This is a genomic window from Microcella alkalica (assembly GCF_014595885.1).
GTDB classification, from domain to species: domain Bacteria; phylum Actinomycetota; class Actinomycetes; order Actinomycetales; family Microbacteriaceae; genus Microcella; species Microcella alkaliphila_B.
Map to the genome: position 1 here is coordinate 244,775 of NZ_JABUKC010000002.1, position 18,574 is coordinate 263,348.

Consider the following 18,574-nt stretch of genomic DNA (forward strand, 5'->3'; position numbering starts at 1 on the left):
CCCGTAAGATCGACGAGTGACCGAGAACCGCCCGCACGACGACCGCGCCGAGCACGACTACGACCCGCACCGCATCGAGGCGCACTGGACCCCGATCTGGGATGAGCTCGAGCCGTTCTCGGTCGACGACCCGAGCGACGCGCGGCCCCGCAAGTACGTGCTCGACATGTTCCCCTACCCCTCGGGCGACCTGCACATGGGCCACGCCGAGGTGTACGCGCTCGGCGACGTCGTCGCGCGGTACTGGCGTCAGCAGGGCTTCCAGGTGCTGCACCCCATCGGGTGGGACAGCTTCGGCCTGCCGGCCGAGAACGCCGCCATCAAGCGCGGCGTCGACCCGCGGGGCTGGACTTACGACAACATCGCCCAGCAGCGCGCCTCGATGAAGCGCTACGCGGCATCCTTCGACTGGACTCGCGTGCTGCACACCTCCGACCCCGAGTACTACCGCTGGAACCAGTGGCTGTTCCTGAAGATGTACGAGAAGGGACTGGCGTACCGGAAGGACAGCTGGGTCAACTGGGATCCGGTCGACCAGACCGTGCTCGCCAACGAGCAGGTGCTGCCCGACGGCACCTCCGAGCGCTCCGGCGCCGTCGTGGTGAAGAAGAAGCTCACGCAGTGGTACTTCAAGATCACCGACTACGCCGACCGCCTGCTCGACGACCTCAACCAGCTCGAGGGGTCATGGCCGGCCAAGGTGCTGACAATGCAGCGCAACTGGATCGGCCGCTCGACCGGCGCCGACGTCGACTTCGTCATCGAGGGCCACCACAGCCCCGTCACGGTCTTCACCACGCGCCCCGACACGCTCTTCGGCGCGACCTTCATGGTCGTCGCGCCCGACAGCGACCTCGCCGCCGAGCTCGCCGCGGGCTCGACCCCCGAGGTGCGCATGGCCTTCCAGGACTACCTGGAGCAGGTGCAAAAGAAGTCGGAGATCGACCGGCAGGACGCCTCGCGCGAGAAGACCGGCGTCTTCCTCGACCGGTGGGCGATCAACCCCGTCAACGGCGAGCGGATCCCCGTCTGGGCGGCCGACTACGTGCTCGCCGACTACGGGCACGGCGCGATCATGGCCGTGCCCGCGCACGACCAGCGCGACCTTGACTTCGCGCGGCGCTACGACCTGCCCGTGCGCGTGGTCGTCGACACCAATGCGCCCGTCACGGGCGCCATCCCCGTCATCACGCCCGAGATGATGGAGGCCGGCGACATCCCCGCCCTCGACCCCGCCGCGACGGGCGAGGCGCTCGCCGGTGACGGCCGCATGATCAACTCCGGCCCGCTCGACGGGCTGTCGAAGCAGCACGCCATCAAGCGCGCGATCGAGCTGCTCGAGGAGCGCAGCACGGGCCGCGCCGCGAAGACCTACCGCCTGCGCGACTGGCTCATCAGCCGGCAGCGCTACTGGGGCACGCCCATCCCGATCATGTACACCGAGGACGGCGAGGAGGTGCCGGTGCCGCTCGAGCAGCTGCCGGTGCGCCTGCCGGACGCCGAGGGCATGGACATGAAGCCCAAGGGCACCTCGCCGCTCGGCAGCGTCGCCTCGTTCGTCGAGACGACGACGCCCGACGGCCGGCCGGCGCGCCGCGACACCGACACGATGGACACCTTCGTCGACTCGTCGTGGTACTTCCTGCGCTTCCTGTCGCCGAACGATGACACGCAGGCCTTCGACCCGGCCGAGGCCGAGAAGTGGGCGCCCGTCGACCAGTACGTCGGTGGCGTCGAGCACGCCATCCTGCACCTGCTCTACGCGCGCTTCATCACCAAGGTGCTCTTCGACCTCGGATACGTGAGCTTCACCGAGCCGTTCAGCGCGCTGCTGAACCAGGGCATGGTGATTCTCGACGGCGCGAAGATGTCGAAGTCGAAGGGCAACCTCGTCTACTTCACCGAGGAGCTCGACCAGTACGGCGTCGACGCCGTGCGCCTCACCATGGCGTTCGCCGGCCCGCCGGAGGACGACATCGACTGGCGCGACGTCTCGGTGACGGGCTCGCAGAAGTTCCTCGCGCGTGCCTGGCGTCTCGCCGGCGAGGTGACCTCGGCGGTGGATGCCGACCCCGCGCTCGGCGACATCGCCCTGCGTCGCGTGACGCATCGCTTCCTCGCCGACGTGCCGCCGCTCATCGAGGCCTTCAAGTTCAACGTCGCCGTCGCGCGCACGATGGAGCTCGTGAACGCCATCCGCAAGGCCGTCGACTCCGGCCCCGGTGCGGGCGATCCCGCCGTTCGGGAAGCCGTCGAGGCCGTCGCGATCGCGCTGTCGCTGTTCGCCCCGTACACCGCGGAGGACATGTGGGAGCGCCTCGGGCGTCGCGACGTCGCCCGGGGCCGCGAGGGGCTCGTGGCGTTCGCCGGCTGGCGGAAGGCCGACCCGCTGCTGCTCGTCGAGGAGTCGACGACGGCGGTTGTGCAGGTCGACGGCAAGGTGCGCGACAAGCTCGAGGTCTCGCCGCAGATCGGGGCGGACGAGCTCGAGTCGCTCGCGCTCGCCTCGGCGGCCGTGCAGCGCGCGATCGGCGAGCGCCAGGTCGTGAAGGTCATCACGCGCGCGCCGAAGGTCGTCAGCATCGCCACGAAGGGCTAGTCGCGCGGCGCGCTGCTCCTCCCCAGGGGGCGGTGCGGCGGGCGCGCCCGCCGATCGACCGGATGCCCGGCGAGCGGTGTCGGTGACCTCCTAGCCTTCCCGCGTGCGAGCGCAGGATGACACGGGCGAGCCGTCGGCCGCGCAGCCCGAGCCGTGGCTCTCTGCGCTCGCGTCGGTCTCGGCCGGCGACGCTCGCGGGAACGCGGGCGCGGGCGCGGGCGCGCGATCGTCGTCCTCGGAGGCCGGGCCCCCGCGCCGCAGCCCGCGCGTGCGGGCCGCGGTCGGTGCGGTCGTCGTGCTCGGGCTGCTCGGCCTCGGCACCGCCGTCGTCGTCTCGCTGCTGACGCCCGGCGGGGCGGTCAGCGTCGTCGCGCCCGGCTCGGCGGATCCGTCGCCCGCGGCGGGTGTCGACGGCTCGGCGGCCGATCCGGATGCCGTGGTGCCGCCGAGCGAGGCCGCCGTCATCGTGCACGTGCTCGGCGCCGTCGCCCGGCCCGGCATCGTCGAGGTGAACGTCGGTGACCGCGTCATCGACGCGATCGCCGCGGCCGGCGGCACGACCGACGCGGCCGACGTCGCGCGCATCAACCTCGCCCGTGAGCTCGTCGACGGCGAGCAGCTCTACGTGCCGGCCGTGGGGGAGGAGCTGCCCGCCGGGGCGGCGCCGGGCAGCGGGCCGGGCGGGGCGGGTGCAGGGGCTGGTGCCGGGGCTGGTGTCGGGGCGGCTGGTGCCGGCGGCTCGGGTGCGGCGGGTCTCGTCAACCTCAACACCGCGGACGCGGCGGCGCTCGAGACGCTGCCCGGGGTCGGCCCCGCGCTCGCGACGCGCATCCTCGCCTGGCGCGACGAGAACGGGCCGTTCCGCGCGGTCGACGAGCTGCTCACGGTCGCCGGCATCGGCGAGAAGACGCTCGCGGGGTTCCGCGACCTGGTGACGGTGTGAGCGGGGCCGGGTCGGTCGCGCGGCGAGCCGAGCGCGTCGACGTGCGACTCGCGCTGCCCGCGGCGCTCGGCTGGGTCGCGACGATCGTGCTCGTCGGGGTGCCGCAGGCCGCGGCGTGGGTCGCGGCAGGGGCGCTCGGGCTCGCGGGGGTCGCGGTGCTCACCGTGATCGGGGGTCGCCGGTCGATCGCGGGGCGCCGGGCGGGCGCGGCGCGCCCGCGGCTTTGGGCGCCGCCCCTTCGCGCGACCGCGGCGCTGCTGCTGCCGACCCTCGCCGCCGTCGGGGTGCTCTCGTCCTCCGTCGCGCTGCTGGCTCCGGCGAGGTCGCCCGCCGCCGTCGCCGACGCAGTCACGGCCGGCCGACCGCTCGAGGTCGTGCTCGCGCTCGACGAGACTGTCGTGCCGCCCGCGACGAGCGCCGACGCGACGATCGTGCGCGCCCTCGATCGCGACGGCGCCCCCGTCGAGGTACGCGTGCCCGTGCGGATGCTCGGCCTCGAGCTCGACGAGCGCACACCGCTCGGCAGCCGCTGGTCGGGGCTCGTGCGGATCATCCCGCTCGAACCCGGCGACGATCGCGTCGCGCTCGCCCGCCCGCTCGGTGAGCTCGAGGCGGTCGAGCGCCCGCCGCCCCTCATCGCCGGCGCGGATGCCCTGCGCGAGCGCTTCCTCGCCGTGGCGGCCGCACTGCCCGGGCCCGGCGCCGCCCTGCTGCCGGGCCTCGCCATCGGCGACACCTCGGCCGTCGACGACGAGCTCGACGAGTCCATGAAGCGCTCCTCGCTGAGTCACCTCACGGCGGTCTCCGGCGCCAACTGCGCGATCGTCGTCGGCATCGTGCTGGGGCTTGGCGCGCTCGCGCGGTGGCCGCGCGGTGCGCGCGTCGCGGCGGCGCTCGGCGCCCTCGGCGGCTTCGTGGTGCTCGTCACCCCGCAGGCGAGCGTCGTGCGCGCCGCGGTGATGGCGGCGGTCGTGCTGCTCGCGCTCGCGAGCGGGCGGGCCGCGCGCGGGGTCCCCGTGCTCGGCGCGGCGGTGCTGGGTATCCTCGTGCTCGACCCGTGGACGGCCCGCAACTACGGGTTCGCGCTCTCGGTGCTCGCGACGGCGGCGCTGCTCGTGCTCGCCGGGCCCCTCGCCGAGCGGCTCTCGACCGTCATGCCGCGCCTCGTCGCGCTGTGGATCGGCGTGCCGCTCGCCGCCCAGCTCGCGTGCCAGCCGGTGCTCGTGCTGCTCGCCCCGGAGCTGCCGCTCGTCGGGGTCGCCGCGAACGTGCTCGCCGCCCCCGCCGCGCCCGTCGCCACGATCGTCGGCATGCTCGCGTGCCTCGCGGCGCCCGTGCTGCCGTGGCTAGCCACTGCGCTCGCGGCCATCGCGTGGGTGCCGGCGACCTGGATCGCGGGCATCGCGACCGTCGCGAGCGGGCTGCCGAGCTCGAGCGTGCCGTGGCCCGAGGGTGCGATCGGAGCCCTGCTGCTCGTGGGGCTCACGGTGGGCGCGCTCACCGCGGCGGGCATCCCGCGCCGACTGCCGAGCGCGCGCCTGCGGCGCGCCGTCGGGCACGCGGTCGTCGCCGCGCTCGTCGTGACCCTCGGCGCGACGGCCGGGGCGCACGCGCTCGGGCGGCTCGGCCGACCGGCCGACTGGGTCGTCGCGCAGTGCGACGTCGGGCAGGGCGACGCCGTGCTCGTGGGGTCGGGCGGGCGCGTCGCCCTCACCGACGCCGGCGTCGACCCGGAGCCGCTCGCCGCGTGCCTCGACGACCTCGGCATCGAGCGCATCGACCTGCTCGTGCTCACCCACTTCGACGCCGACCACGTCGGCGGCGTCGACGCCGTACAGGGCAGGGTCGGGGTCGTGCTGAGTGGTCCGACCGACGGAGCGCGCGACGAGGCGATTCTCGACCGGCTCGCGGCGGGCGGGGCCCGCGTCGAGCGCATCACCGCCGGAGCCCGCGGCAGTCTCGGCGGCTACGCCTGGCGGGCGCTGTGGCCGCCCGACCATCGCGGGGTGAGCCCCGGCAATGACGCGAGCCTCGTGCTCGAGTGGCGACCCGGCGACGGATGCTCGTGCCCCAGCATGCTCGCCCTCGGCGACCTCGGGGCGGCGGCGCAGCAGTCGCTGCGCGGCAGCGTGACGCTCGCGCCCGTCGACGTCGTGAAAGTCAGCCACCACGGCTCGAGCGACCAGGATCCGCAGGTGTACGCCGAGGCGCGCGCCGTGCTCGGGCTCATCGGCGTCGGCGCCGACAACGGGTACGGCCATCCCACTGCAGAGGCCCTGGAGATGGTGGCCGACGCCGGGGGAGCATCGCTGCGCAGCGACGAGCACGGGCTCGTGCTCATCGCACCGGCGGGGGAGGGCGGCTGGAGGGTGTGGACGGAGCACGGGAGCGTGAGGACTGACGGGCAGGCGGGTGGCGGCGAGCGGCCCGACGTCGGCGGGCCCGGCTAGGCTGAACGCGCCGCCGCGGCCGGGTCACCCGCAGCCTCGGCAGTGCGGCTCGGCGCCGATCGCGCGTGCGCCGAGCATCCGTCGATCGTCGCCCTGGAGGACCATGCCCGCCGCCCGCTCGCGTTCCGGCTCGACGGCGAAGAGCGGCGCGAAGGCGGCCATCCCGCAGCTGGCGTGGCACGAGATCCGGCCGGCGCCCGTCGTGCTCGTCACCGGGCCCGAAGCGTTCCTCGCCGACCGTGCGAGCCGGGTGCTGCGCGATGCCCTGCGCGAGCAGGATGCGAGCCTCGAGGTGCACGACCTGCGCGCCGACGGGTACGCGCCCGGCGAGCTGCTCACCCTCGCGAGCCCCTCGCTCTTCGGCGAGCCGCGCCTGATCCGCGTCGAGAACGTCGAGAAGTGCAGCGACGCCTTCCTCGACGACGTGCTCGACTACCTCGCCGCGCCCGCCGACGACACCGTGGTGCTGCTGCGGCACGGCGGGGGAGTGCGCGGCAAGAAGATGCTCGACGCCATTCGCGGCGGGCAGGGCGGCGGCATCGAGATCGTGTGCGGCGAGCTCAAGCGCGACGCCGACCGCTACGACTTCGCCGCCGCCGAGTTCCGGCACGCGGGCCGCTCGATCGCTCCGGCCGCGCTGCGGGCGCTTGTGAGCGCGTTCGTCGACGACCTCGCCGAGCTGGCGAGCGCGTGCCAGCAGCTCGTCGCCGACACCGAGGGTGAGATCACCGCCGCCGTCGTCGAGAAGTACTACGGCGGGCGCGTCGAGACCAACGCCTTCGCGGTCGCCGACGCGGCGATCGCCGGCCAGTACGGGCAGGCGCTCGCGCTGCTGCGGCACGCGCTCGCGACCGGAGCCGACCCGGTGCCGATGGTCGCGGCGTTCGCGATGAAGTTGCGCACCATGGCGAAGGTCGGCGGCTCGCGCGGCTCGGGCGGGCAGCTCGCCGGGCAGCTCGGGCTCGCCCCCTGGCAGATCGACCGCGCCCGCCGCGACCTGCAGGGCTGGGGCGAGGAGGGCCTGGGTCGCGCGATCCTCGCGGTCGCCGAGGCCGACGCGCAGGTCAAGGGCGCTTCGCGCGACCCCATCTACGCGCTCGAGACCCTCGTGCGCGTGGTCGCGAGCCGCGGCCTGCCGCCCGCCTGACGCGCGCCGCGCTCCGCCGCGGCTTTCCGCCGCGAGCCGTGCGTCAACAACTCAGGACGAACTCGTGCTGGCACCGCGCGGACCCGCCCGCGAGCGGGAGTGGCGCGTGCGCCCAGGCCCGATCGTCCTGAGTTGTCGACACCAGCGGGGCGGGCAGCCCTCGCGCTCTCGTCGGGTGCTGCTCGTGCGGACGGGGCCCGACGCCGTGCAACCCACCCACTCGCGCGTCGACAACTCAGGACGATCCCCAGCCCTTCGCGCGAGCATCCGCCACCGGTCGGTGAGCCGGGCCGCGCGCGAACGCGATCGTCCTGAGTTGTCGACACGCTCACCGCGCGCCCAGCGCTCCCGCAGGGCAGCGCGGCGCGGCCCGCCCACGAGCCCGCGCACGCCTGAACGACGAAGCCCCGCCCGCCAGGAGGCGGAGCGGGGCTTCGAGCGGCGCGGCCGCGCGGGAGGCGCGCGCCGCGAGAGCCGGGATGCTTAGAGCGCGGCGACCTTCTTGGCGATCGCCGACTTGCGGTTGGCGGCCTGGTTCTTGTGGATGACGCCCTTGCTCACGGCCTTGTCGAGCTTCTTGGTGGCGACGACGAGCGCCTCCGTCGCGGCGGCCTTGTCGCCCGCGGCGATGGCCTCGCGCGTGCGGCGCACGGCGGTCTTGAGCTCGCTCTTGACGGCCTTGTTGCGCTCCTGCGCCTTGAGGTTGGTCTTGATGCGCTTGATCTGCGACTTGATGTTCGCCATGACTGTCTTTCTTCGAGTGGAACGGTGTGAGTGTGGCGGCCGGGGTGGGGGTGCCTGGGCGGTGCCCGGTGGCGAACTGATCCCAGCCGCAATCCGTGTCGGAGGAGAGAGGGCTTCCTGACACGCAAGCCAACAGAGAACATTACCAGTGATCGCGCCGGTTCGGGCGAGGCGCGGCGCCGGCGGGGCGAGGCGGCGGATGCTCGCCGCGGGGCTCCCGCCCGCGCGAGCCGCGCGCTACGGTGACGACGGGCCGCACGGCCTCGCCCGCGCACCGCCCGACCCCGCTCGACTCCCGCCCCGTCCCACCCCATCCCACCCCATCCCACCCCATCCCACCCCATCCCACCCCATCCCACCCCATCCCACCCCATCTCCCGCCGCAGCGCCGCGGCCCGAAGGAGCACGCCCGTGACCGTCACGCTCTTCACCTCCGGCACCGTCTGGACGGGCACCGACGACGGCGCGACGACCGCGCTGCTGGTGATCGACGGCGTGGTCGCGGAGACCGGGCTCGGCGCCCTGGCCCGTGCGGCCGCGATCGACGAGGTGCGTGGCCCGGGCGCCGTGGAGCGCGTCGACCTCGAGGGCGGGTTCCTCGCACCGTCGTTCGGCGACGGGCACGCGCATCCGATCTTCGGCGGGCTGGAGGCGGAGGGCCCGGCGATCACCGGCTGCTCGAGCGTCGCGGAGATCGTCGAGGCGGTGCGGCGGTTTGCGGCCGAGCATCCGCAGCTGCCGGCGATCGTCGGCGCCTCCTACGACGCGAGCCTCGCGCCCGACGGCTTGTTCGACGCCCGCTGGCTCGACGAGGCGGTGCCCGATCGGCCGGTCGTGCTGCGCGCCAACGACTACCACACCATGTGGGTCAACTCGCGGGCGCTCGAGCTCGCGGGCGTCGACGCGAGCACGCCCGAGCCCGAGCTCGGCAGCATCCCGCGCCGCGACGACGGCTCGCCCCTCGGCACGCTGCGCGAGTGGGGCGCGACCGACCTCGTGGCGGGCGTGATCCCCGACCATCCGGTCGAGGCACGGGTGCGCGCCCTGACCCGAGCGGGCCGGTACTTCCTCGAGCGCGGCGTGACGTGGGTGCAGGATGCCTGGGTCGAGCCGGCCGACGTCGACGCCTACCTCGAGGCGGTCGCCGCCGACGCGCTGCCGGTGCGCACGAACCTCGCCTTCTACGCCGACCCCCGCCGGCTGCACGAGCAGCTGCCCGAGTTCGTGGCCGCCCGCGCGCGTGTCGTCGCGGCCCGCAGCCCGCTGCTCTCGGCGCGCACGGTGAAGTTCTTCGCCGACGGCGTCATCGAGGGCGGCACGGGCGCGCTGCTCGAGCCGTACTGCGCCACGCTGCACGACCACGGCCTGTCGGTGTGGGGCGCCGAGCGCCTCGCGGAGGCGGTGCAGGCGGTCGACGCGGCGGGCTTCCAGGTGCACATCCACGCGATCGGCGACCGCGCCGTGCGGGAGGCGCTCGACGCGATCGAGCACGCGGCTCGCGTCAACGGCGCCCGCGACCGCCGCCCGGTCATCGCTCACGCGCAGCTCGTCGACCCGGTCGATCTGGCCCGCTTCGCCCCGCTGGGCGTGATACCGGTCATGCAGCCGCTGTGGGCGCAGCTCGACGCGTCGATGACCGAGCTGACGATGCCGCGACTGGGCCCCGAGCGCTCGGCGCAGCAGTACCGCCTGCGCACGCTCCTGCAGTCGGGCGCGCGCCTCGCCTTCGGCTCGGACTGGCCCGTCTCGAGCGGCGACCCCCGCGAGGGCATCGCGGTCGCCGCCACCCGCCAGACTCCCGAGGGCGATCCGGCCGAAGGGTGGATGCCCGACGAGATCCTGCCCGTCGAGCTCGCGCTCGCCGCCTACTCGGCGGGCGTCGCCCACCAGGCCTTCGCCGACGGCGAGGGCGGCTGGGGCGGCATCCGCCCGGGCGCGAGCGCCGATCTGGTGTGGTTCGCGAGCGACCCGCGCCGGGTGCCCGCGCGCGAGCTGCCGAGCGTGACGATCCGGCAGACATACCTCGCGGGCATCCCGCGCCTGCCCGTCACGGCGGCACCCGCCGACGGCGACCTGCGCGCGCCCGACGACGACGCCAGCCCCGCGCGCTGAGCCGACCTCGCGCGTGGGAGAATGGCGCGACATGTCTCCTCGCGCCCTCACGCCGCTCGCCCCCGCGGCCACCGACCCGACGCTGATCCGCAACTTCTGCATCATCGCGCACATCGACCACGGCAAGTCGACGCTCGCCGACCGCATGCTGCAGATCACGGGCGTCGTTTCCGACCGCGACATGCGCGCGCAGTACCTCGACCGCATGGACATCGAGCGCGAGCGCGGCATCACCATCAAGAGCCAGGCGGTGCGGATGCCCTGGGCCGTGTCGCGCGACGGCGCGAGCCCGCAGACCTATGCGCTCAACATGATCGACACCCCCGGCCACGTCGACTTCACCTACGAGGTGAGCCGCAGCCTCGCCGCGTGCGAGGGCGCGATCCTGCTGGTCGACGCCGCGCAGGGCATCGAGGCGCAGACGCTCGCGAACCTGTACCTGGCGCTCGAGAACGACCTCGAGATCATCCCGGTGCTCAACAAGATCGACCTGCCCGCCGCCGACCCGGAGAAGTACGCGCGCGAGCTCGCGCAGCTCATTGGCGGCGACCCCGACGACGTGCTGCGCGTGAGTGGCAAGACGGGCATGGGCGTGGAAGAGCTGCTCGACCGCGTGGTCGAGCGCATCCCCGCCCCGGTCGGCGACGCCGACGCGGCGGCGCGCGCGATGATCTTCGACTCCGTCTACGACCCGTACCGCGGCGTGGTCACCTATGTGCGCATGGTGGATGGGCGGCTCAACCCGCGCGAGCGCATCCAGATGATGTCGACGAAGGCGACGCACGAGATCCTCGAGATCGGTGTCTCGAGCCCCGAGCCCGCACCGAGCAAGGGACTCGCGGTCGGCGAGGTCGGCTACCTCATCACGGGCGTGAAGGATGTGCGGCAGTCGAAGGTCGGCGACACGATCACGAGCACCGCGAAGCCGGCCACGACGGCGCTGCCGGGTTACACCGACCCGCTGCCGATGGTGTTCTCCGGCATCTACCCGATCGACGGCAGCGACTACCCCGATCTGCGCGACGCGCTCGACAAGCTCAAGCTCTCCGACGCGGCGCTGCAGTACGAGCCGGAGACGTCGGTCGCGCTGGGCTTCGGGTTCCGCTGCGGGTTCCTGGGCCTCCTGCACCTGGAGATCGTGACCGAGCGCCTCGCGCGCGAGTTCGACCTCGACCTCATCACGACCGCCCCGAGCGTGATCTACAACGTCACGACGGAGGACAGGAAGACCGTCGAGGTGACCAACCCGAGCGAGTACCCGACGGGCCGCATCGAGAAGGTCATGGAGCCGATCGTCAACGCCTCCATCCTCGCCCCGAAGGAGTACGTCGGCGCGATCATGGAGCTCTGCCAGAGCCGCCGCGGCACGATGCGCTCGATGGACTACCTCGGTGAGGATCGCGTCGAGCTGAAGTACACGCTGCCGCTCGGCGAGATCGTGTTCGACTTCTTCGACCAGCTCAAGAGCAAGACGCAGGGCTACGCGAGCCTCGACTACGAGCCCGCCGGTGAGCAGGAGGCCGACCTGGTCAAGGTCGACATCCTGCTGCAGGGCGAGCAGGTCGACGCCTTCAGCGCGATCGTGCACAAGGACAAGGCCTACGCCTACGGCACGATGATGGCCGGCCGCCTGCGCGAGCTGATCCCGCGCCAGCAGTTCGAGGTGCCCATCCAGGCGGCGATCGGCGCCCGCATCATCGCGCGCGAGAACATCCGCGCGATGCGCAAGGACGTGCTCGCCAAGTGCTACGGCGGTGACATCACCCGCAAGCGCAAGCTGCTCGAGAAGCAGAAGGAGGGCAAGAAGCGCATGAAGATGGTGGGCCGCGTCGAGGTTCCGCAGGAGGCCTTCATCGCCGCGCTCTCCGGCGACGTGGAGTCGAAGAAGGAGAAGAAGTAGCCGTGGCGCGCCCTCCGCTCGCCGAGCGCCGCGTCACCTACGGCTCGGTGGGCGGCACGCAGGCAGTCGACCTCCTGCAGTACCCGCCGCGCGGGTTCCGACCGCTGCAGCTGCGCGGCCGCGTCGGCCACGGCGACGCGCGCTGGCAGCACGCCGTCGAGCAGCTGCTGACGGGCGGCGTCTACCGCGGTGCGGGTTTCGCCGTGCGCGTGGTGCCGGCGGCGGGCGAGCAGGATGCCGCGCACTACCTGCCCGTCAGCTACGACGAGGCCGGCCAGCCGGTGGGCGCCGCGACGCTCGAGGTGCCCGATGACGAGTTCTCGCCGTCGGGGGAGCGCTACCTGCGCCCCGGCGACTCGATCGTCGTCGGCCCCGCCCTGGGCTCGCGCCTGCTGCTGCCGCTGCCGGGTCGGGTCGTGCTGCGCGACGAGGCGGAGCATCGCGTGCTGCTCGCGGTCGGCACCCTCGCCGGGCATCCGCTCTCGGGCGAGGAGTCGTTCCTGCTCGAGCGCGAGCCCGACGGCGGCGTCTGGCTCACCGTGCGCAGCTTCGCGCGCCCCGGCTCGCCGCTCTGGGCGGTGACGGCGCCCGTGCTCTCGGCGGCGCGGCGTACGGTCGCGCGCCGCTTCGTGCGGGCGCTCTCCGGCCCCATCGAGGGCGGCACCGTGCTGCCCTCGCAGCGGCTGCAGCAGGGGGTCTCGAGCGCTGACGAGCCGCCCGCGCTCGAGGCGGGCGAGCCTCGCCCCGACGCTCAGGATTCCTGACCTACGCTGAGAGCCGTGACCGACGAACCCCGCCCGACGGCGTCCGGCATCGGCCGCGTGCTCGTCGTCGTGTACGCCGTGCTCGCGCTCGCCGCGACGGGCCGCTCGGCGTACCAGATCGCGACGAAGCTCGACGAGGCGCCGGTCGCGTACGCGCTCTCCGCGCTCGCGGCGGTCGTCTACGTCGTCGCCACGGTCGCCCTGGTCGCGCGCGGGCGCACCGCCTACCGCGTCGCGGTCGCCGCGATCGGCTTCGAGCTCGTCGGCGTGCTCGCGGTCGGCGTGCTGAGCCTGGTCGACCCGGTGCTGTTCCCGGATGACACGGTGTGGTCGCGCTTCGGGCAGGGCTACGTGTTCATCCCGCTCGTGCTGCCGGTGCTCGGCCTCCTGTGGCTGCGTCGCGTGCGTCGCGCCCACAGCGACGCCCCCGCGGCGGATGCCCGCTCCGGGGCCGCCTCGTGACGACCGTGCTACACGGTCTCGAGGCGCTGCCGCTCGACGACCGCTCCTCGATCGTGACGATCGGCAAGTTCGACGGCGTGCACCGCGGCCATCGCGCCGTGCTCGACGGCATGCGCGAGCGCGCCGGCGATCGGCGCGTCGTCGTCGTGACCTTCGACCGCCACCCCGCCGCGGTGCTCGCGCCCGACCGGGCGCCCGCGCCGCTGCTGAGCGTGGCGCAGAAGACCGAGGCGCTCATCGCCGCCGGCGCCGACCTCGTGGTCGTGCTGCCGTTCACGCGCGAGCTCGCCGCGCAGTCGCCGGAGGAGTTCGTCCGCGCCGTGCTCGTCGACGGCCTGCACGCCGCCGAGGTCGTCGTCGGCAGCGACTTCCGCTACGGAGCCCGCGGCGCCGGCACCGTCGACACCCTCCGCGAGGAGGGCGAGCGCTTCGGCTTCACGGTCGAGGTGCTCGACGACGTGTGCGTGCTCGACGGGCAGCGCGTGTCGTCGACGAGCATCCGCGAGGCGCTCGATGCCGGCCGCCTCGACGAGGCGACGGAGGCGCTGGGGCGCTACCCCCGCATCCGCTCGCTCGTCGTGCCGGGCCATCAGCGCGGGCGCGACCTCGGCTACCCGACGGCGAACCTCGCGCACAACGCGGAGGGATACATCCCGGCCGATGGCGTCTACGCGACATGGCTGCACGTCGACGGCGTGCGCTACCCCGCGGCGACGAGCGTCGGCAACAACCCGACCTTCGGCGACGTGCCCGACAAGACAATCGAGGCGCACGCGATGGACGTGCGGCTCGACCTCTACGGCAAGGTCGTCGAGCTCGAGTTCGTGCGCTGGATGCGCGGCATGCAGAAGTTCCCCTCCGCCGAGGCGCTCGCGACCCAGATGGGCGTCGACGAGCAGCAGATCCGAGCGGTGCTCGGCGTGCCCGTGCCGCCCGCCGCCGGGTCGGAGCCCACGGCCGCCCACGCCTAGACTGCACCGGTGCCTGCCCCCTCGGTGACCGACCCCCGCCTGCTCTCGCCCCGCGGTGGGCGCCTGCTAGGCGTGCTCGGCATCGTGCTGCTCGCCCTCACGATCCGCACGGCGGTCGCGGGCCTCGCGCCGCTCGCCGAGCGCATCGACGCCGACATCCCGCTCGACGCCTCAGCGCTCGGCCTGCTCGGCGTCGTGCCGCCGGTCGCCTTCGCGCTCTCCGGCGTCGTCGCGCCGTGGGTCGCGCACCGACTGGGGCTCGAGCGCGCCCTGCTCGTCGCCGTCGTGGCGATGATCGTCGGGCACCTCCTGCGCGGCGTCTCGCCCGACTACCTGGCGCTGCTGGGCTCGACGACGCTCGTGCTCATGGGCGCGGGGTTCGCGAACATCCTGCTGCCGCCCGCGGTGAAGCGCTACGCGCCCGGTCGCATCGGCGCCGTGACGGCCGCCTACGCGACGATGATGTCGATCTCGACCGCGCTGCCGCCGCTCATCGCCGTGCCCGTCGCCGACGCGACGAGCTGGCGCGTGTCGCTCGCGCTGTGGGGCGTCGCGGGCGTGATCGCGCTCGTGCCGTGGCTCGTGCTCGCGGTGCGCCCGCCGCACCCCGTGGTGACGGCGCCCGTCTCGGTCGTCACGGCCGACGGCCGATCCAGAGGCGTGGCGACGCGCACTGCCTCCCACAGCGACGGGGCGGCGGATGCTCCCGCCGAGGCCGATCCGGTCGTCGAGCCCGACCGCCGCGAGTTCAGGCGTCTCGCGCGCTCGCGCGTCGTCTGGGGCATCACGGTGCCCTTCGCCGTGTCGGGCGTCACCGCCTACTCGACCTTCGCGCTCATGCCGCTGATCCTCGCCGACCTCGCCGGAGTCGGCGCGGCCGAGGCGGGCGCGCTCGTGGGGCTGTTCGCGATCATCGGACTGCCGCTGTCGCTCGTCGCCCCGGTGCTGACGGCGCGGCTGCGCTCGCCCGTGCCGATCGTCGTCGTCGGCGTGGTGAGCTTCGTCATCGGGTTCGGCGGGCTCGCCCTCGCGCCGACCGCCGCGACACCCCTCTGGATGGTCGCGCTCGGCGTCGGGCAGGTCATGTTCCCGATGTGCCTCGCGCTCATCTCGCTGCGCAGCCGCACCTCGCTGCGCGCGGTCACGGTGAGCGGCTTCGTGCAGTCGGTCGGCTACGCCATCGCGGCCGTCGCGCCGATCGCGCTCGGGCTGCTGCACGAGTGGACGGGAAGCTGGCTGCCGGCCATCGCGGTGCTGCTGGCTGCCGCGCTCGCCGCCCTCATCGCCGTGCCGTGGTTGCGCTCGGGTGAACTCATCGACGACGAGCTCGCGAGGCTCGCCGCGCGCTAGTCGACCAGGTGCGCCTGGTGCACGAGCGCGGCGGCGCCCACGAGCGGCCCCTCCCCGCTGAGCCCGGAGGCGACGACGCGCGTCGAGGTCACGAAGCCGAAGTCGCTGTGGCCGGTGACGGCGCGCTGCACGAGGTCGACGTAGTCGGGCGCGACGTGGCTGAAGCCGCCGCCGATCGCGACGACATCGAGGTCGACGAGAGCGCTGGCGGAGGCGATGGCCCGGCCGACCGCGGTCGCCGAGCGCTCGATCGCGGCGCGCGCCGTCGCATCCCCACCGGCCGCCGCAGTGGCGAGCTCCTCGCCGGTCGCGCCCGCGAAGCCGTGCTCGCGCGCCCACGCGACCGTGCGCGGGCCCGAGGCGACCGCCTCGAGGCAGCCGCGCGCGCCGCACGCGCAGCGGTCGTCGAAGCCGGCAACCGCGACATGACCGATGTGCCCGGCGTTGCCCGAGGGTCCGGCGATGACGCGGCCGTCGAGGATCAATCCGCCGCCGACGCCGGTCGAGACGATCATGCCCATGACGTTGCGCTCGCCGCGCGCCGCGCCGACCCACACCTCGGCCAGGGCGATGCAGATGCCGTCCATGCGCAGGGTGACCGGCAGCGCGGCCGGCAGCAGGGCCGACACGAGGGCGCCGAGCGGGTAGTCGCGCCAGGCGGCGAGGTTCAGCGGCGAGACGTTGCCGCTGCGCCCCGCGATCGGGCCCGCCGAGCCGATGCCGGCGCCGAGCAGCTCGACGTCGGGGGAGGAGGCGGAGTCCAGCGCGGCCTCGACGGCCTCCGTGACCGAGGTCGCGAGCTCGGCGGCCGTCGCGGTCGCACCCGTGGGCCGGCGATGGCGCGAGCCGGGCAGCACGGTGCCGTCGGCCGCGACGAGCGCGGCCTCCACCTTCGTGCCGCCCAGGTCGACGGCGAGGGCGTAGTCGGTCACGGGCGCAGCTCCTTCTCGCGGGCGGGTACGGCTTCAGCGTAGCCAAGCGCGCGTGCGGGCATCCGCCGGCTCCTGCTCATCTGAGCAGTGGCGCAACAGATGTTGGTCGCGGTGCACGAGCGCGCCTAGCCTGAAGCGGTACCGATCGCCTCACCCTCGACCGATGGAGAGCCATGGTGTCCACGGAGAGCGCCGCAGCCAATGAGCTGCTCGCCGTCCGCGCTGCCGAGCTGTACTACGAGGAGAACAAGACGCAGGACGAGATCGGCGCCATCCTGCGCGTCACGCGCTGGAAGGTCGGCCGACTGCTCGCCCAGGCGCGCGAGCGCGGCATCATCCGCATCGAGATCGTGCACCCCCGCGCCCGACGGCTCTCGCTCGAGCGCGAGCTCGGCGCCCGCTTCGGCCTGCAGGACGCGATCGTCGTGCCCGCGCCCGCCGACCCCATCGAGCTGCAGGCCCGCGTCGCCGAAGCCGCCGCCGACTACCTCGTGAGCGTGCGCCCCGTGCCGCGCCTGCTCGGCGTCAGCTGGGGACGCACGCTGCACCAGGTCGCCGAGGCCCTGCCCGTCGGCTGGGCCACGGGCGTCAACGTCGTGCAGATCAACGGCGGTGTGAGCCTGTCGAAGCGACCCGGCACCGCCGCGAGCACCGCCGTCATGATCGCCCAGAAGGCCGGCGGCCAAGCGACCCTGCTGCCGAGCCCCGCCATCCTCGAGCGGCTCGAGACCAAGAAGGCCATCGAGAGCGACCGCACCGTCGGCGGCGTCGTGCAGATGGCGCGCGGCGCGGCCGCCTACCTGTTCAGCGCGGGCGTCGCCGACCTCAGCTCGGTGCACGTCGACAGCGGCTACCTCACCGGCGACGACATCGCGGCGCTCGTCGAGCGCGGCGCCGTCGGCGACGTCATCGGGCGCTACATCACCGCCGACGGCACCATCGCCGACCCCGAGCTCGACGCGCGCACGCTCGGCCTGAGCCTCGAAGAGCTGCGCGCAGCGCGCTCGAGCATCCTCGTCATCGGCGGCGAATCGAAGCATCCCGTCGCCCGCGCCATCGTCACTCACGGGTTGTGCTCGGTCATCGTCACCGACGAGCACACCGCGCGCGCCCTGCTCGACGAGGGCGACGACCCCACCGAGACCATCAGCACCACCAGCCCCACCAGCGGAGGCCACCACTCATGACCATCGACCACCCGGTCGCTCTCGCCCCGGCCGATCGCGCCGTGCGGCTGCTCGGCGGCGACCTCACCGAGAAGGCGCTGCGCCTGCACCTGGAGGGCCTCGCCGGCGTCGACGCCGTCGGCCTCGAGCAGCGCGCCGCGGGGCTCGCGACGCGCTCCATCAAGACCAGCTCGAAGGCCTGGGCCCTCGACACGATCATCCGCACGTGCGACCTCACCACCCTCGAGGGCGCCGACACGCCCGGCAAGGTGCGCTCGCTCGTCGCCAAGGCCGTCACCCCCGACGCGAGCGACCCGACGACGCCGCGCGTCGCCGCCGTCTGCGTCTACGGCGACATGGTGCCGTACGCCGTCGAAGCCCTCGGCGCCCTGCACGGCGACCCGGATGCCGGCCTCGTCTCGGTCGCGGCCGTCGCCACCGCCTTCCCCTCCGGTCGCGCGAGCCTCGACATCAAGCTCGCCGACACGCGCGAGGCCGTCGCCGCCGGCGCCGATGAGATCGACATGGTCATCGACCGCGGAGCCTTCCTCTCCGGCCGCTACGGGCTCGTCTTCGACCAGATCGTCGCCGTCAAGGAGGCCTGCCGCCGGCCCGACGGCTCGTACGCCCACCTCAAGGTCATCCTCGAGACGGGTGAGCTGGTCACATACGACAACGTGCGCCGGGCATCCTGGCTCGCGATCCTCGCCGGGGCCGACTTCATCAAGACCTCGACGGGCAAGGTGAGCCCCGCGGCCACGCTGCCCGTCACGCTGCTCATGCTCGAGGTGATCCGCGACTGGCACCGCCTCACCGGCGAGAAGGTCGGCATGAAGCCGGCCGGCGGCATCCGCGCCTCGAAGGACGCCGTGCGCTACCTCGTCACCGTCGCCGAGACCGTCGGCGAGGAGTGGCTGACGCCGCACCTGTGGCGATTTGGCGCCTCGAGCCTCGTCAATGACGTGCTGCTGCAGCGCCAGAAACTGCGAACCGGTCACTACAGTGGCCCCGACTACGTGACGGTGGACTGACCC

At 73.8% G+C, this 18,574-nt stretch carries 14 protein-coding genes; 12 read left to right on the forward strand and 2 right to left on the reverse strand.

The annotated features are described in order from the left end of the window. The first annotated feature begins 16 nt into the window (after window positions 1-16). From leuS to holA, 4 genes are all read left to right on the forward strand, one after another. Complete coding sequence (gene leuS / locus ID804_RS05650; protein ID WP_169078008.1) at window positions 17-2,599, forward strand: leucine--tRNA ligase; 2,583 nt, start codon at window positions 17-19, stop codon at window positions 2,597-2,599. 103 nt (window positions 2,600-2,702) lie between these two features. Continuing rightward, on the forward strand, window positions 2,703-3,542 hold the full coding sequence (locus tag ID804_RS05655; protein WP_317451187.1) for a ComEA family DNA-binding protein: 840 nt from the start codon (window positions 2,703-2,705) through the stop codon (window positions 3,540-3,542). Further along, window positions 3,539-5,992 (forward strand): ComEC/Rec2 family competence protein, encoded by a 2,454-nt coding sequence (locus tag ID804_RS05660; RefSeq protein WP_169078009.1) that lies wholly within the window; start codon window positions 3,539-3,541, stop codon window positions 5,990-5,992. Before ID804_RS05655 ends, ID804_RS05660 begins: the two co-directional genes overlap by 4 nt. A 103-nt stretch (window positions 5,993-6,095) precedes the next feature. Continuing rightward, window positions 6,096-7,139 carry a DNA polymerase III subunit delta gene (gene holA / locus ID804_RS05665; protein WP_169078010.1) on the forward strand — a complete coding sequence of 348 codons (1,044 nt, stop codon included), beginning with the start codon at window positions 6,096-6,098 and terminating at the stop codon, window positions 7,137-7,139. A gap of 483 nt (window positions 7,140-7,622) precedes the next feature. Here the strand turns inward: holA and rpsT are convergent, their stop codons facing one another. Then, window positions 7,623-7,883 (reverse strand): 30S ribosomal protein S20, encoded by a 261-nt coding sequence (rpsT, locus tag ID804_RS05670; RefSeq protein WP_169078011.1) that lies wholly within the window; start codon window positions 7,881-7,883, stop codon window positions 7,623-7,625. Between the two features lie 411 nt (window positions 7,884-8,294). Here rpsT and ID804_RS05675 point away from each other — a divergent pair, with 411 nt between their 5' ends. The 6 genes from ID804_RS05675 to ID804_RS05700 are packed head-to-tail and all read left to right on the forward strand — an operon-like array spanning window position 8,295 to window position 15,442. Then, a complete protein-coding gene (locus tag ID804_RS05675; protein ID WP_169078012.1) occupies window positions 8,295-9,995 on the forward strand; it encodes an amidohydrolase in 1,701 nt (566 codons plus the stop codon). Between the two features lie 31 nt (window positions 9,996-10,026). Continuing rightward, window positions 10,027-11,895: a translation elongation factor 4 gene (gene lepA / locus ID804_RS05680; RefSeq protein WP_169078013.1), complete on the forward strand. Its 1,869-nt coding sequence runs from the start codon at window positions 10,027-10,029 to the stop codon at window positions 11,893-11,895. A 2-nt stretch (window positions 11,896-11,897) separates the two neighbouring features. After that, entirely contained in the window at window positions 11,898-12,659 is a 762-nt protein-coding gene (locus tag ID804_RS05685) for a DUF1990 family protein (RefSeq protein ID WP_169078014.1), read from the forward strand. 15 nt (window positions 12,660-12,674) lie between these two features. Beyond that, a complete protein-coding gene (locus ID804_RS05690) occupies window positions 12,675-13,121 on the forward strand; it encodes a hypothetical protein (RefSeq protein WP_169078015.1) in 447 nt (148 codons plus the stop codon). Further along, a complete protein-coding gene (locus ID804_RS05695) occupies window positions 13,118-14,092 on the forward strand; it encodes a bifunctional riboflavin kinase/FAD synthetase (protein WP_317451188.1) in 975 nt (324 codons plus the stop codon). Before ID804_RS05690 ends, ID804_RS05695 begins: the two co-directional genes overlap by 4 nt. A gap of 9 nt (window positions 14,093-14,101) precedes the next feature. Beyond that, window positions 14,102-15,442, forward strand: a complete 1,341-nt coding sequence (locus ID804_RS05700; RefSeq protein ID WP_169078016.1) for an MFS transporter — start codon at window positions 14,102-14,104, stop codon at window positions 15,440-15,442. On the opposite strand, the gene ID804_RS05705 is transcribed toward ID804_RS05700, so the two are convergent. Further along, on the reverse strand, window positions 15,439-16,374 hold the full coding sequence (locus ID804_RS05705) for an ROK family protein (protein ID WP_169078017.1): 936 nt from the start codon (window positions 16,372-16,374) through the stop codon (window positions 15,439-15,441). The two genes, ID804_RS05700 and ID804_RS05705, sit on opposite strands and share 4 nt — an antisense overlap. Window positions 16,375-16,547: 173 nt before the next feature. On the opposite strand from ID804_RS05705, the gene ID804_RS05710 reads away from it, so the two are divergent. Both ID804_RS05710 and deoC read left to right on the forward strand, forming a co-directional pair. Next, window positions 16,548-17,561, forward strand: coding sequence for a sugar-binding transcriptional regulator (locus ID804_RS05710; protein WP_169078018.1), 1,014 nt, complete (start codon window positions 16,548-16,550; stop codon window positions 17,559-17,561). Further along, complete coding sequence (gene deoC / locus ID804_RS05715; RefSeq protein WP_169078019.1) at window positions 17,558-18,571, forward strand: deoxyribose-phosphate aldolase; 1,014 nt, start codon at window positions 17,558-17,560, stop codon at window positions 18,569-18,571. The genes ID804_RS05710 and deoC overlap by 4 nt, the downstream gene beginning before the upstream one ends. The last annotated feature ends 3 nt before the right edge of the window (window positions 18,572-18,574 follow it).

What these genes read in the sequence shown, in the direction of transcription:
- holA (WP_169078010.1), top strand. Translation starts at nt 6,096, where the DNA reads ATGCCCGCCGCCCGCTCGCGTTCCGGCTCGACGGCGAAGAGCGGCGCG.
- rpsT (WP_169078011.1), bottom strand. Translation starts at nt 7,883, where the DNA reads ATGGCGAACATCAAGTCGCAGATCAAGCGCATCAAGACCAACCTCAAG.
- lepA (WP_169078013.1), top strand. Translation starts at nt 10,027, where the DNA reads ATGTCTCCTCGCGCCCTCACGCCGCTCGCCCCCGCGGCCACCGACCCG.
- ID804_RS05710 (WP_169078018.1), top strand. Translation starts at nt 16,548, where the DNA reads ATGGTGTCCACGGAGAGCGCCGCAGCCAATGAGCTGCTCGCCGTCCGC.
- deoC (WP_169078019.1), top strand. Translation starts at nt 17,558, where the DNA reads ATGACCATCGACCACCCGGTCGCTCTCGCCCCGGCCGATCGCGCCGTG.